This is a genomic window from Vibrio sp. 1069, assembly GCF_033340555.1.
Genome location: NZ_JAWOWP010000008.1, coordinates 23,898 through 38,131, shown reverse-complemented (window position 1 = coordinate 38,131; position 14,234 = coordinate 23,898). Strand labels below are relative to the sequence as shown.

Genomic DNA, 14,234 nt, shown 5'->3' with positions numbered 1-14,234 from the left:
AAATTGGCTAATTGAGCGATATAGTTCGCACTTGTAAGCCATTGATCTAACAACTCGCTGGACATGTTTTACTGCTAAAGTTTCCGTATGAGTTAGTAAAATGATATAAATCCCATTGATGAACACTGTTCAATTGTGCGTTGTTTTTATTTAAACTACTGTTTTTGATTGAAATTATTGGCAATGACATTAGCCTGACATTGATTAGTTTTTATCTTTTTTGAGGTTTTTGGTGTAATGAACAGTGTTGTTTTTCAATAAATTGAGAAGGTGATTCGCCCTAGAACCGCTCTAAAAGTGAGTTATATCACTATGCCGAAAAGGCATAGTCTTGCTGTCTTTCGAATTAAGATGATTTCGTCCGGGAGTTTGTTTACACTAAACGAAATACATCTTTAAGCGCACTACCCAGTCCTATGACAGGGTGGGCTTTTTTTGTCCAAAGACCCATTTGGGCTTGAGGTTATAAAATGGAAAAAGTTCCAATGACACTACGTGGCGAGCAAAAGCTACGTGCAGAACTCGATCGTCTACTTAAACTACGTCCTCAGATCTCAGAGGCAATTGCTGAAGCTCGTGAGCTAGGTGATTTAAAAGAGAATGCTGAATATCACGCCGCTCGTGAAGAGCAGGGCATTTGTGAAGCACAAATCCGTGACATTGAATACAAACTGTCAGTTGCTCAAGTTATTGATGTAACGAAGATGGAGAACACGGGTAAAGTTATTTTTGGTTCAACCGTAACCTTGATTGATATTGACACCGAAGAAGAAAAAACGTACCAAATCGTTGGTGATGACGAAGCCGATATCAAAGCAGGTCGCATTTCAGTGAGCTCACCTATTGCTCGTGGCCTGATTGGTAAGATGGAAGGCGATGAAGTTGCTATTCAAACTCCGGGTGGCGCGAAAGACTTCGAAATTGACCGAGTAGAATATATCTAAGTCGTTTGGAGTAGCATTACTACTCTGATAAAACGCAAAAAGGTCGCCTCAGGCGACCTTTTTTCTTCAGCAACGTAAGTAGAGTTACTTACGAGGGATTTCGATTTTACGCTCTTCAGACTGGCGATATAGCACAAGCACTTTACCAATAGTCTGAACTTTTTCAGCGCCCGTCTCACGTACGATAGCGTCGATGATTAGCTGTTTTGTTTCACGATCTTCCGAAGCAACTTTTACTTTGATAAGTTCGTGATGGTTAAGAGCGATTTCAATTTCTGCTAGCACGGCTTCTGTAAGTCCATTTGCGCCCATTAGCACAACAGGTTTTAAACTGTGAGCTAGGCCTTTAAGGTGCTGCTTTTGTTTGGTGCTTAGGTTCATTACGCGGCCAATTTTCTTTAAAATAAGGGTTGAAAAAAGCTATTTTAACGCCATCTATTGCTGAAGACTATAATTTATTGAGTAATAGGTAGCGCCTATTAAAACAATAGCTCCAATTTGTGCCTTGTTGGGATTAAAATGAGTAAACAAAAACATTCGGCTAGTTCTGGTCGTTGGTTGAAAGAACACTTTGATGATAAATACGCGAATGAAGCCCGAAAAAAAGGCTACCGCTCACGTGCTTATTTCAAGATCGATGAGATTCAAACGAAAGATAAATTGTTAAAGCCTGGAATGACAGTCGTCGACTTGGGGGCTGCGCCGGGCGGATGGTCTCAATATGCTGCTAAGATAGTAGGGGACAGTGGTCAGATCATCGCGTGTGACTTGCTTCCTATGGACCCGATTGCTGGCGTTAGCTTTTTACAAGGCGACTTTCGTGATGATGCGGTATTGGAAGCTTTGCTAGAAAGGATCCAACCTTCCATGGTAGACGTAGTAATGTCTGATATGGCGCCTAACATCGCGGGAAACAATTCTGTTGATCAACCTCGCGCTATGTATTTAGTTGAATTAGCTTTAGATATGTGTCGACAAGTTCTAGCGCCTAATGGTAGCTTTGTCGTAAAGGTTTTCCAAGGGGAAGGCTTCGATCAGTATGTGAAAGAAGTCCGAGACATGTTTAAAGCCGTAAAAATTAGAAAACCAGACTCATCGCGAGCTCGCTCTCGAGAGGTCTTCGTCGTAGCCACTGGTTACAAAGGTTAACCATTTTGCTCTCTTGAGAGCGTGTTAACACTATAGCTACAGTTAATGAACTGTAGTACCCTACCTTTAATTACAATTAGTTATCGAGAGGCTTACACCTTGAGTGACATGGCAAAAAATTTAATTCTGTGGCTTGTTATCGCCGTCGTATTGATGTCGGTATTCCAGAGCTTTGGCCCTGGAGAAAGCAATGGCAGAACCGTGGATTACACCACGTTTGTACAGGAAGTTGGCCAAGGCCAGATTCAAGAAGCAACTTTTAAAGACGGTGAAATTAGCTTTGTTCGTCGTGGCGGCGGTGCCAAAATGGTCACTTACATGCCAGTGTATGACCAAAAGCTTCTAGATGACCTAATTAACCAAAACGTGAAAGTACAAGGCACGCCTCCAGAAGAGCAAAGCTTGCTTGGTACTATCTTCATCTCTTGGTTCCCAATGATCTTACTAATTGGTGTATGGATTTTCTTCATGCGTCAAATGCAAGGCGGCGGTGGTAAAGGCGCCATGTCTTTTGGTAAGAGCAAAGCTCGAATGATGAGCGAAGAACAAATCAAGACAACTTTTGCTGACGTTGCTGGCTGTGACGAAGCAAAAGAAGACGTGAAAGAGCTGGTGGACTACCTACGCGATCCAAGCCGCTTCCAAAAACTGGGCGGTAAGATTCCAACGGGTGTTCTAATGGTTGGTCCTCCTGGTACGGGTAAAACGCTTCTAGCGAAAGCCATTGCCGGTGAGGCGAAAGTACCATTCTTTACTATCTCTGGTTCTGATTTCGTAGAAATGTTCGTTGGTGTTGGTGCATCTCGTGTGCGTGACATGTTTGAACAAGCAAAGAAAGCTGCACCTTGTATCATCTTTATCGATGAGATCGATGCGGTAGGTCGTCAACGTGGCGCAGGTGTTGGTGGTGGTCATGATGAACGTGAACAAACACTAAACCAAATGCTCGTTGAGATGGATGGTTTCGAAGGTAACGAAGGTATTATCGTTATCGCTGCGACTAACCGTCCGGACGTGCTAGACCCTGCGCTACTGCGTCCTGGTCGTTTTGACCGTCAAGTGGTAGTTGGTCTTCCAGATGTACGTGGCCGTGAACAGATCCTAAAAGTTCACATGCGTAAGGTCCCTCTAGCGGGTGATGTAGAGCCTTCTCTCATCGCACGTGGTACTCCAGGCTTCTCTGGTGCTGACCTAGCAAACTTAGTTAACGAAGCAGCCCTGTTTGCTGCGCGCGGTAACAAGCGCAACGTTTCTATGGTTGAGTTTGAACTGGCGAAAGACAAAATCATGATGGGTGCTGAGCGCCGTTCAATGGTGATGTCTGAGGAAGTGAAAGAGTCAACCGCATACCACGAAGCGGGTCACGCGATTGTTGGTCGCTTGGTTCCTGAACACGATCCAGTGTACAAAGTGTCTATCATTCCACGTGGTCGTGCGTTGGGTGTAACAATGTACCTTCCAGAGCAGGACCGCGTGAGCATGTCTCGCCAACACCTAGAATCAATGATTTCTAGCTTGTACGGTGGTCGTTTAGCAGAAGAACTTATCTACGGTGCTGACAAAGTATCAACCGGTGCTTCTAATGATATCGAGCGCGCAACAGATATTGCTCGTAAGATGGTTACTCAATGGGGTTTCTCTGAAAAGCTTGGCCCTCTGCTGTATGCAGAAGATGAAGGCGAAGTGTTCTTAGGACGTAGTGTAACTCAGACTAAACATGTGTCTGACGATACAGCGAAGTTGATTGATGACGAAGTTCGTCAGATCATTGACCGCAACTACGATCGTGCGAAGAAAATTCTTCAAGAGAACATGGATATCATGCATGCGATGAAAGATGCGCTGATGAAGTATGAAACCATTGATGCTCGCCAGATTGATGACTTAATGGAGCGCAAAGCTGAAATTCGTGAGCCTGCGGGCTGGAGTGATAACTCAGCAAGCAAACCAGAAGACAGCGACAAGCCTCAAGCAAAGCAAGAAGTTAAAGAAGAAGCAACGGAGACTGCGAAAGATGCAGAACAGCCTAGCTCTTCTGAAACAACTTCTAACGAAGCGCCTGAAAAGAAAGACTCTGAATAAAGAGTATCGATAATATTAAACCCCGAGTTATCTCGGGGTTTTTGTGTTTATGATGATGATTACAGCAAATAACAAATCTTTGGACCTTTCGCGTCCACATGTCATGGCCATTCTAAATGTGACACCGGATTCCTTTTCGGATGGCGGTAAATACAACTCAATTGAACTTGCTCTTGCTCAAGTTGATAAAATGATAAAGGCTGGTGTAAGTATTGTTGATGTTGGTGGTGAATCGACAAGACCTGGTGCACCGGATGTGTCTTTGGAAGAAGAGCTTAGGCGTGTTGTCCCAGTAATCAAAGCCATTCGTGAAAAGTATGATGTGTGGATTTCCGTTGACACCAGTAAAGCAGAAGTGATGCGTCAAGCAATTGATGCTGGGGCTGATTTGATCAATGACATCCGCTCGCTGCAAGAGCCAGGTGCTCTGGAAGTCGCAGCAGAAGCAAACCTTCCAATTTGTCTGATGCATATGAAAGGTCAGCCTAGGACCATGCAAGTTGACCCTCATTATGATGATTTAATGGGGGACGTGTCGGCTTTTCTAGAAGAACGTATCGCGGCGTGTGAAGCAGCAGGGATTGATAAATCTCAACTGATTCTCGATCCTGGGTTTGGCTTTGGCAAAACAATCGAACACAATTATCATATGCTTGCTCATCTTGAAAAGTTTCATGAATTCGGCCTGCCTATTTTGGCTGGCATGTCTCGTAAATCCATGATCTTCAAACTGTTAGACAAGCCAGCGGCAGAGTGTACGAACGCAAGTGTCGTTTGTGCTACGATTGCCGCGATGAAAGGCGCGCAGATCATTCGCGTGCATGACTTTGAAGAGACATTCGAAGCGATGAAAGTTGTTGAGATGACGAAAAACAATATTTAAAAATAATAAAGGAAAGTTTATGTCGAATGAAAGACGTTACTTTGGTACTGACGGTGTGCGCGGTAAAGTAGGACAATACCCAATCACTCCAGACTTCGTACTTAAGCTTGGCTGGGCTGCTGGTCGTGTACTAGCGAAACAAGGCACAAAGAAAGTTATCATAGGTAAAGATACACGTATTTCAGGTTATATGCTTGAATCTGCACTAGAGGCTGGCCTTGCAGCTGCGGGACTTAAAGCAACATTTACTGGTCCCATGCCAACTCCAGCTGTGGCATATTTAACTCAGACTTTCCGTGCCGAGGCTGGTATTGTGATTTCTGCATCACATAACCCATATTACGACAACGGCATTAAATTCTTTTCTTCTGAGGGTACTAAGCTACCTGACGATATTGAATTGGCGATTGAAGCAGAGTTAGATAAAGAAATTGAATGTGTGGAGTCTGCTGAGCTTGGTAAAGCAACCCGCCTAAATGATGCAGCTGGTCGTTACATCGAATTCTGTAAGAGTACTTTCCCATCTGAGTTGAGCCTTGCGAACTTTAAGATCGTAGTAGACTGTGCGCACGGTGCAACGTACCACATCGCTCCAAATGTTTTCAAAGAACTTGGGGCAGAAGTTATCGCTATGGGCGTAGAGCCTAACGGCATCAACATTAATGAAAAAGTGGGCGCAACAGACGTACGAGCTCTTCAACAGCGTGTTGTTGAAGAGCAAGCGCATCTTGGTCTCGCATTTGATGGTGATGGTGACCGCATCATTATGGTCGACCACCTAGGTAACAAAGTTGATGGTGACCAAATTGCTTATATCATCGCTCGTGATGCACTTCGTCGTGGTGAGCTAAAGGGTGGTGTTGTTGGTACACTAATGACTAACTTGGGTATGGAAAATGGTTTAAAGCAGCTAGGCATTCCGTTTGTACGTGCTGCTGTTGGTGACCGTTATGTCATGGAGCAACTGCTAGAAAAAGGTTGGAAAATTGGTGCTGAAAACTCAGGCCATGTGATCTTATTAGATAAAGTCACAACCGGCGATGCGATTGTTGCTGCACTTCAAGTACTTGCTTCTGTAATTGGCAGCGATATGTCTTTATATGAACTATCGCAAGGAATGACACTATATCCTCAGGTTTTAGAAAATGTCCGTTTCTCAGGAGAAAGTAACCCTCTTGAAGCTACAGCTGTATTAAACGCTGTCGCTGAAGTAGAGGCGACACTTGGTGATAAAGGGCGTGTACTGCTGCGTAAGTCTGGCACTGAGCCTTTGATCCGCGTTATGGTGGAAGGCGAAGATGGTGAACTAGTTCAACACTCAGCATTGAAAATCGCTGAGGCTGTTAAAGCAAGTTGTTAATCATTGCGTTAAAGCATGTCTTGAATGAAAAGGGCATCTTTTGCCCTTTTTTTGAGCGCTTAACGCATTGGCATTGATTTTTTACTAATTTTCCCTTGTCAGCGTTACTGGCTTTCGCTAGTATTGCTCCGCCTCCCGTTAGGAGGTCGCTAGCCTTGTTCATAATGATTTATTCTTTTGAACGGCGCTGGCTCAACAATTTGGAACATAGGTGGAAAAAATGTTTTCAGTTCTACTTGTGATTTACCTGTTGGCAGCGCTTGGTGTGATTGGCCTTGTGTTGATTCAACAAGGTAAAGGCGCAGATATGGGAGCCTCGTTCGGTGCTGGTGCTTCAAACACAGTGTTTGGTGCTGGCGGCTCAGGTAATTTCTTAACCCGAACAACTGCTATTTTAGCAACCGTATTCTTTATCGTTAGCTTGTTACTTGGTCGTATGTCTACGCACCAGACTGAATCACAATGGGTAGACCCAACGTTAGGTCAACCAGTTGTTGAACAAGTTGAGGATGCAGCGAGTGAAGTTCCTGCCCCAGCGGGTGATGAAATTCCTCAATAAGCTGTAAGGTTTTGATGCCGAGATGGTGAAATTGGTAGACACGCTAGCATGAGGTGCTAGTGCCTTAGGTGTGAGGGTTCGAGTCCCTCTCTCGGCACCATGTATTTACAAACTTGTAAATCACTTGTTTGCGAGTATAATGCTCAGCAAGTCGGACGCGGGGTGGAGCAGCTTGGTAGCTCGTCGGGCTCATAACCCGAAGGTCGTCGGTTCAAATCCGGCCCCCGCAACCAATCTCTTTCTTTAAAAGGAAATCGTAGATTGGCAAGTTTGCGTAGTGCTAACCACACTACGAGTTAAGAAAAGCAATTGTTGGCTATTCTTAACGTATCAGGGTCCAGCAGCATAAAACCCCGACTATCGGGGTTTTTTGTTATCTGAGCTTTTTGAAATAGCTCAGATACTGCTTGGTTTTTTGATTGGGCTCTGAGCCCTTTTTTTGTTTCTGGAGTGGTTAAATGACTGGTTTAGAAAGACAACTTACTGAAATGCTTGACGCGCCAGTAGCGGCATCAGGTTATGAGTTAGTTGGATTAGAATTCATTCGTGCAGGCGCGCACTCAACGTTACGTATCTACATTGACCATGAAAATGGTATTAACGTAGACGACTGTGCAGAAGTTAGCCACCAAGTTAGTGCAGTTTTAGACGTTGAAGATCCAATTTCTGTTGCTTACAGCCTAGAAGTGTCTTCTCCAGGTTTAGAAAGACCACTTTTTAAAGCAGCACATTACGAGCAATTTATTGGTCACGAGGTCAGCATCGTATTGAAAATGGCTGTAGCAAACCGTCGTAAGTGGAAAGGTATTATCCACGGTGTTGATGGCGAAACAGTGACAATTACTGTAGACGGTCAGCAAGAAGAGTTTGCTCTAAGTAACATTTCCAAAGCTAACCTGATCCCTAAATTTTAGTTCCCTAAAAAAGTTTAAGCTTAGAGGCTAAATACAATGAGTAAAGAAATTTTAGCGGTAGCAGAAGCGGTATCGAACGAAAAAGCGGTACCTCGTGAGCGTATCTTTGAGGCTCTTGAGATTGCTCTAGCAACTTCTACAAAGAAAAAATACGAAATCGAAATCGACGTACGTGTTGCCATTGACCGTAAAACCGGTGAGTTTGTAACTTACCGCCGTTGGTTAGTTGTTGATGACGTTGAGAACCCTACAAAAGAGATCTCACTAGAAGCAGCGCAATACGAAGATGACTCAATCGAGCTTGGCGACTACGTAGAAGACGAAATCGAATCAGTAACGTTTGACCGTATTACGACTCAAACTGCTAAGCAAGTTATCGTACAAAAAGTTCGTGAAGCTGAGCGCGCACAAATCGTTGAACAGTTCATCGACAATGAAGGTGATCTAATCACTGGTGTCGTGAAAAAAGTAAACCGTGACACAATCGTGCTTGATCTTGGTAATAACGCTGAAGCGGTAATCCTGCGTGATGACCAACTTCCTCGTGAAAACTTCCGTCCAGGCGACCGTGTACGTGGCCTTCTTTACAAAGTCGCGCCTGAAGCACGTGGTTTCCAATTGTTCATCACTCGTTCTAAGCCAGAAATGTTGGCAGAACTGTTCCGTGTTGAAGTGCCTGAAATCGCAGAAGATATTATCGAGTTGAAAGGCGCGGCACGTGATCCTGGTTCTCGCGCTAAGATCGCTGTCAAAACAAATGACAAACGTATCGACCCTGTAGGTGCGTGTGTTGGTATGCGTGGTGCACGTGTACAAGCTGTTTCTGGCGAACTTGGTGGGGAGCGTATCGATATTGTGCTTTGGGATGATAACCCAGCTCAATTCGTTATCAACGCAATGGCGCCAGCTGATGTTGCTTCTATCATCGTTGATGAGGATGCACACTCAATGGACATCGCAGTTGAAGCTGACAACCTAGCGCAAGCTATCGGTCGTAACGGTCAAAACGTGCGTCTAGCATCTCAACTAACAGGTTGGGAACTGAATGTTATGACAGTTGCTGATCTTCAGAAGAAACACGCTGAAGAATCACAAGCATCTATTGAAAACTTCATGAAGTACCTAGATATTGAAGAAGACTTCGCTCAACTTCTTGTTGAAGAAGGTTTCTCAACGCTAGAAGAAATCGCATACGTGCCAGTTAACGAGCTACTAGAAATCGATGGTTTGAATGAAGAACTAATCGAAGAGCTTCGTGGACGTGCAAAAGATGCACTAACGACGATCGCACTAGCACAAGAAGAGTCTTTTGAAGGTCTAGAACCAGCTGAGGACCTACTTGCACTTGAAGGTCTTGAGCGTGAGATGGCATTTAAATTGGCAGCGAAAGGTGTAGCGACACTGGAAGATCTTGCTGACCAAGGTATTGACGATTTAGAAGGTATCGAAGGCCTGACCGAAGAACGTGCAGGTGAGCTAATTATGGCCGCACGTAACATCTGTTGGTTCGGCGAAGAAGCATAATTTTCGGCAAGGAGGAAGCGGCATGACACAATTAACAGTTAAAGCACTGAGTGATGAGATTGGTACGCCAGTCGACCGCTTGATTGAACAACTTGCTGACGCTGGCATTAAAAAGGCGAGCTCTGACAATGTTACTGATGAAGAGAAGCAGAAGCTTCTCTCTCATTTAAAGAAAGAACACGGTGATAAATCAGGTGATTCAGAGCCGACTCGCCTTACGCTTCAGCGTAAAACTCGTAGTACACTTAGTGTGAACGCGGGTGGTGGTAAGAGTAAGAATGTTCAGGTTGAGGTGCGCAAAAAACGTACATACGTGAAGCGCAGCACAATTGAAGATGAAGCGAAACGTGAAGCTGAAGAAGCAGCACAACGTGAAGCAGAAGAAGCAGCAAAACGTGCAGCAGAAGAAGCTGCAAAACGTGAAGCTGAAGAAGCTGCGAAACGTGAAGCTGAAGAAGCTGCAAAACGTGAAGCGGAAGAAAAAGCGAAACGTGAAGCTGAAGAAAAAGCGAAGCGAGACGTAGATACGAATGCACAACGTAATGCTGAAGAAAAAGCAAAGCGTGATGCTGAAGAGAAAATTAAGCAAGAAGCAGCGCGAAAAGAGGCCGACGAGCTTAAACGTCGTCAGGAAGAAGAAGCTAAGCGTAAGGCTGAAGAGGAAAGTCAGCGCAAGCTTGAAGAAGCTCGCGAATTGGCTGAAAAGAATAAAGAGCGTTGGTCTGCTGCAGAAGAGAAAAAGGGTGATATGGAAGATACAGATTACCATGTAACGACTTCACAATACGCACGTGAAGCCGAAGATGAAGCAGATCGCAAAGTAGAAGGCGGTCGTCGTAAGAAGAAAAAAGCAGCTTCGGGTAAAGACGACCAAGCTCGCGGTGGCCGTAACAACCAACGTGGCGGTAGAGGTCGTAAGGGCAAACTTGCTAAGCCGACTTCAATGCAGCACGGGTTTGATAAGTCAGCAACGGTTGCTAAGCAAGACGTTGTAATTGGCGAAACGATCGTTCTATCAGAACTTGCTAACAAGATGTCGGTTAAAGCGACAGAAGTTATCAAAGTAATGATGAAGATGGGCGCTATGGCGACTATCAACCAAGTGATCGACCAAGAAACAGCACAACTTGTTGCTGAAGAAATGGGCCATAAAGTAGTTCTTCGTAAAGAGAACGAACTGGAAGAAGCGGTACTATCTGACCGTGACACTAACGCGGAAGCAGTTCCACGTGCTCCAGTTGTTACTATCATGGGTCACGTTGACCACGGTAAAACGTCAACACTTGACTACATCCGTCGCACACACGTTGCTTCTGGCGAAGCGGGTGGTATTACTCAGCACATTGGTGCGTACCACGTTGAAACAGACAACGGCATGATCACGTTCCTTGATACTCCTGGACACGCAGCGTTTACTGCAATGCGTGCTCGTGGTGCTCAAGCAACAGATATCGTTGTTCTTGTAGTTGCAGCAGACGATGGCGTAATGCCACAAACAGTAGAAGCGATTCAGCACGCGAAAGCGGCAGGCGTTCCTCTAATTGTTGCTGTGAACAAGATCGATAAAGAAGACGCGAACCCAGATAACGTTAAGAACGAGCTTGCTCAATACGACGTTATTCCTGAAGAGTGGGGCGGTGAGAACATGTTCGTTCACATCTCTGCTAAACAGGGTACAAACATCGATGGTCTTCTAGAAGCAATCCTTCTTCAGTCTGAAGTTCTTGAACTTACAGCTGTAGCTGAAGGCATGGCATCTGGTGTTGTTGTTGAATCTCGCCTAGATAAAGGTCGTGGTCCAGTTGCAACAGTACTTGTTCAATCAGGTACACTAAACAAAGGCGACATCGTTCTTTGTGGTCAAGAATACGGCCGTGTTCGTGCAATGCGTGATGAGCTAGGTAAAGAAATTACTTCGGCTGGCCCATCTATCCCTGTAGAGATCCTAGGTCTTTCAGGTGTACCATCTTCAGGTGATGAAGCAACAGTAGTTCGTGACGAGCGTAAAGCGCGTGAAGTAGCTAACTACCGTGCTGGTAAGTTCCGTGAAGTGAAACTTGCTCGTCAGCAGAAATCTAAACTAGAGAACATGTTCTCTAACATGACTGCTGGTGAAGTTGCTGAACTTAACGTTGTACTTAAAGCAGACGTTCAAGGTTCTGTAGAAGCAATCGCAGACTCACTAGTTAAGCTATCTACTGACGAAGTTAAAGTGAACATCGTTGGTTCTGGTGTTGGTGGTATTACGGAAACTGACGTAGTACTAGCGGAAGCTTCAAACGCAATCATCCTTGGCTTTAACGTTCGTGCAGATGCTTCTGCTCGTCGTGCTGTTGAAGCCGCAGCTGTTGACTTACGTTACTACTCAATCATTTACCAATTGATTGACGAAGTGAAACAAGCAATGGGCGGTATGCTTGCTCCAGAATTCAAGCAAGAGATCATTGGTCTTGCTGAAGTTCGTGACGTGTTTAAGTCACCGAAACTGGGCGCTATCGCTGGTTGTATGGTTACAGAAGGTGTGATCAAGCGTAACAACCCAATCCGTGTACTACGTGATAACGTTGTTATTTACGAAGGTGAACTAGAGTCACTGCGTCGTTTCAAAGATGACGTTCAAGAAGTTAAGAATGGCTACGAATGTGGTATCGGCGTTAAGAACTACAATGATGTTCGCGTTGGTGACCAAATCGAAGTCTTCGAAATCGTTGAAATTAAACGTACTCTAGACTAATTGACTAAAATTACTAATATTGTCTTTGAAAGATAAGTAGTAATTGGTTGTTGAATACACCATGGGGGGCTGGCTTTGACCAACCCCCCATTCTTTCTATATAAGAGTAAAGATATGTCAAAAGAATTTAGCCGCACGCAGCGCGTTGCACAGCAGCTGCAAAAAGAACTAGCGATGATCCTTCAACGTGAAGTTCGTGACTCTCGCCTTGGCATGGTGACGATCTCAGACGTAGAAGTCTCTCGTGACCTAGCTTACGCAAAAGTATTTGTGACCTTCCTATGTGTGGGTGAGCAAACACCTGAATCATGTCTAGCAGCGCTACGTGAGCACGAAGTGCACATTCGCATGATGTTAGGTAAGCGTATTCGTCTACGTTTAACGCCAGAAATCCGCTTCCACTATGACAATACGCTTGTTGAAGGTATGCGTATGTCTAACCTAGTGTCTGAAGTCGTTAGTTCAGACAAACAAAAGCAAAAAGATTCTGGTCGTGAGGACGAAGAATAATGGCTCGTCGTCGTAAAGGTCGTCCAATTAATGGCGTTATACTGTTGGACAAACCAACAGGTATCTCTTCCAATGATGCACTGCAAAAAGTAAAGCGAATCTACTTTGCCGAGAAAGCAGGCCACACTGGAGCCTTGGACCCATTAGCGACAGGCATGCTGCCAATTTGCTTGGGTGAAGCGACAAAATTTTCTCAGTTTCTTCTTGATTCTGATAAACGCTACCGCGTGATCGCAAAGCTGGGTGAACGTACCAATACGTCTGACTCGGATGGTGAAGTTGTAGAGACGCGTCCAGTCGATGTTACGTTAGACAAGCTAGAAGCGTGCATCGATCAGTTCCGTGGTGAATCTGATCAAGTGCCTTCCATGTTCTCTGCGTTGAAGTATCAAGGTAAACCCTTGTATGAATACGCTCGTAAAGGCATCGAAGTTCCGCGTGAATCTCGTAAGATCACGGTATATGAGATTGTTCTTCACCGTTTTGAAGGCGATGAAGTAGAGATGGAAGTGCACTGCTCTAAAGGTACCTATATTCGTACTATCGTTGATGATCTGGGCGAAATGTTAGGTTGTGGTGCGCACGTAACTATGCTTCGTCGTACTGGTGTGGCTAAATACCCTTACGAGAATATGGTAACACTTGAGCAACTAAATGAGTTGCTAGAGCAAGCTCACCGCGAGGAACGAGCGCCTCGAGAACTACTGGACCCGCTACTTTTGCCAATGGATACAGCGGTAGAAGACTTACCAGAAGTCAACTTGGTGCCTGAACTGGCGGATATGGTCCAACATGGGCAGCCCGTTCAAGTATTTGGTGCTCCGACAGAGGGCTCACTTCGCCTTACTATGGGTGAAGAACGCTTATTTATTGGCGTTGGCGAAATGAACGAAGATGGCAAAATCGCTCCTAAGCGATTGGTCGTGTTCCGAGATGACGTTGCATCCAAGTAAATGATTGAAAATACCGACCTGAGTGTCGGTATTTTTATATTGCACGAGATAGGAAATTTCCCTATAATCCGCGCTTCGCGTAGCGGCTGAATCAGAGATTGGCTGCTACAACTTTAAACCTACTCTTATTAGGAGAGAATTATGTCTCTGAATGCAGAAACTAAAGCAGCAATCGTTGCAGAATACGCACAAGGCGAAGGCGACACTGGTTCACCAGAAGTTCAAGTAGCTCTACTTACAGCTTCTATCAACCACCTACAAGGTCACTTCAAAGCGCACAAAGGCGATCACCACAGCCGTCGTGGTCTTCTACGCATGGTTTCTCGTCGTCGTAAGCTTCTAGATTACCTAAAAGGTAAAAACCTAGCTCGCTACCAAGACCTAATCAAACGTCTAGGCCTACGTCGCTAATCAGCGACTGCATAGCAGTTTGTCTAAAAAGGGGCTTTATGCCCCTTTTTTGTTGCCTAAATTTAGCCAAATTAGACTTATGCCGTTATAATACTGGCGGCTAAACCTTGTAAGAGGTTTTCTCAAAAGCTCATAGCATTACAGTCAACCACGTCGACCAAAAGGTCGCGACTATTCAAAAGGAACTTCCGAGTTTCTTTTTACTAGTCGC

General features: G+C 44.8%; 13 protein-coding genes and 2 tRNA genes. 14 read left to right on the top strand and 1 reads right to left on the bottom strand.

All coding sequences use genetic code 11. The features are described 5' to 3' along the window. Positions 1-470: 470 nt before the first annotated feature. Positions 471-944, top strand: coding sequence for a transcription elongation factor GreA (gene greA / locus R7040_RS13715; RefSeq protein ID WP_005380065.1), 474 nt, complete (start codon positions 471-473; stop codon positions 942-944). Positions 945-1,028: 84 nt separating this feature from the next. Here the strand turns inward: greA and yhbY are convergent, their stop codons facing one another. Continuing rightward, the gene (gene yhbY, locus R7040_RS13710) at positions 1,029-1,325 is read right to left on the bottom strand and encodes a ribosome assembly RNA-binding protein YhbY (RefSeq protein ID WP_005380066.1); all 297 of its coding nucleotides are present in this window, start codon (positions 1,323-1,325) and stop codon (positions 1,029-1,031) included. Between the two features lie 138 nt (positions 1,326-1,463). On the opposite strand from yhbY, the gene rlmE reads away from it, so the two are divergent. From rlmE to rpsO, 13 genes are all read left to right on the top strand, one after another. Next, complete coding sequence (gene rlmE / locus R7040_RS13705; RefSeq protein ID WP_005388985.1) at positions 1,464-2,093, top strand: 23S rRNA (uridine(2552)-2'-O)-methyltransferase RlmE; 630 nt, start codon at positions 1,464-1,466, stop codon at positions 2,091-2,093. Positions 2,094-2,201: 108 nt separating this feature from the next. Beyond that, complete coding sequence (gene ftsH, locus R7040_RS13700) at positions 2,202-4,175, top strand: ATP-dependent zinc metalloprotease FtsH (protein ID WP_017635895.1); 1,974 nt, start codon at positions 2,202-2,204, stop codon at positions 4,173-4,175. A gap of 52 nt (positions 4,176-4,227) precedes the next feature. Then, positions 4,228-5,058 (top strand): dihydropteroate synthase, encoded by an 831-nt coding sequence (gene folP / locus R7040_RS13695; protein WP_064354275.1) that lies wholly within the window; start codon positions 4,228-4,230, stop codon positions 5,056-5,058. A 19-nt stretch (positions 5,059-5,077) separates the two neighbouring features. Then, entirely contained in the window at positions 5,078-6,418 is a 1,341-nt protein-coding gene (glmM, locus tag R7040_RS13690; RefSeq protein ID WP_005388992.1) for a phosphoglucosamine mutase, read from the top strand. Positions 6,419-6,638: 220 nt separating this feature from the next. Beyond that, entirely contained in the window at positions 6,639-6,977 is a 339-nt protein-coding gene (gene secG, locus R7040_RS13685; protein WP_318081468.1) for a preprotein translocase subunit SecG, read from the top strand. A gap of 16 nt (positions 6,978-6,993) precedes the next feature. Then, positions 6,994-7,077: transfer RNA gene (locus R7040_RS13680), tRNA-Leu, on the top strand. A gap of 56 nt (positions 7,078-7,133) precedes the next feature. Next, positions 7,134-7,210, top strand: a tRNA-Met gene (locus R7040_RS13675). 225 nt (positions 7,211-7,435) lie between these two features. Further along, on the top strand, positions 7,436-7,891 hold the full coding sequence (rimP, locus tag R7040_RS13670) for a ribosome maturation factor RimP (protein ID WP_005386424.1): 456 nt from the start codon (positions 7,436-7,438) through the stop codon (positions 7,889-7,891). 36 nt (positions 7,892-7,927) lie between these two features. Beyond that, positions 7,928-9,415, top strand: coding sequence for a transcription termination factor NusA (gene nusA, locus R7040_RS13665; protein ID WP_005380084.1), 1,488 nt, complete (start codon positions 7,928-7,930; stop codon positions 9,413-9,415). A gap of 22 nt (positions 9,416-9,437) precedes the next feature. Further along, on the top strand, positions 9,438-12,149 hold the full coding sequence (gene infB / locus R7040_RS13660; RefSeq protein WP_005380086.1) for a translation initiation factor IF-2: 2,712 nt from the start codon (positions 9,438-9,440) through the stop codon (positions 12,147-12,149). Positions 12,150-12,263: 114 nt separating this feature from the next. After that, positions 12,264-12,659, top strand: coding sequence for a 30S ribosome-binding factor RbfA (gene rbfA, locus R7040_RS13655; protein ID WP_005380087.1), 396 nt, complete (start codon positions 12,264-12,266; stop codon positions 12,657-12,659). After that, on the top strand, positions 12,659-13,612 hold the full coding sequence (gene truB / locus R7040_RS13650; RefSeq protein ID WP_017820421.1) for a tRNA pseudouridine(55) synthase TruB: 954 nt from the start codon (positions 12,659-12,661) through the stop codon (positions 13,610-13,612). The genes rbfA and truB overlap by 1 nt, the downstream gene beginning before the upstream one ends. Positions 13,613-13,753: 141 nt before the next feature. Next, positions 13,754-14,023 carry a 30S ribosomal protein S15 gene (gene rpsO / locus R7040_RS13645; RefSeq protein WP_005380094.1) on the top strand — a complete coding sequence of 90 codons (270 nt, stop codon included), beginning with the start codon at positions 13,754-13,756 and terminating at the stop codon, positions 14,021-14,023. Positions 14,024-14,234: the final 211 nt, after the last annotated feature.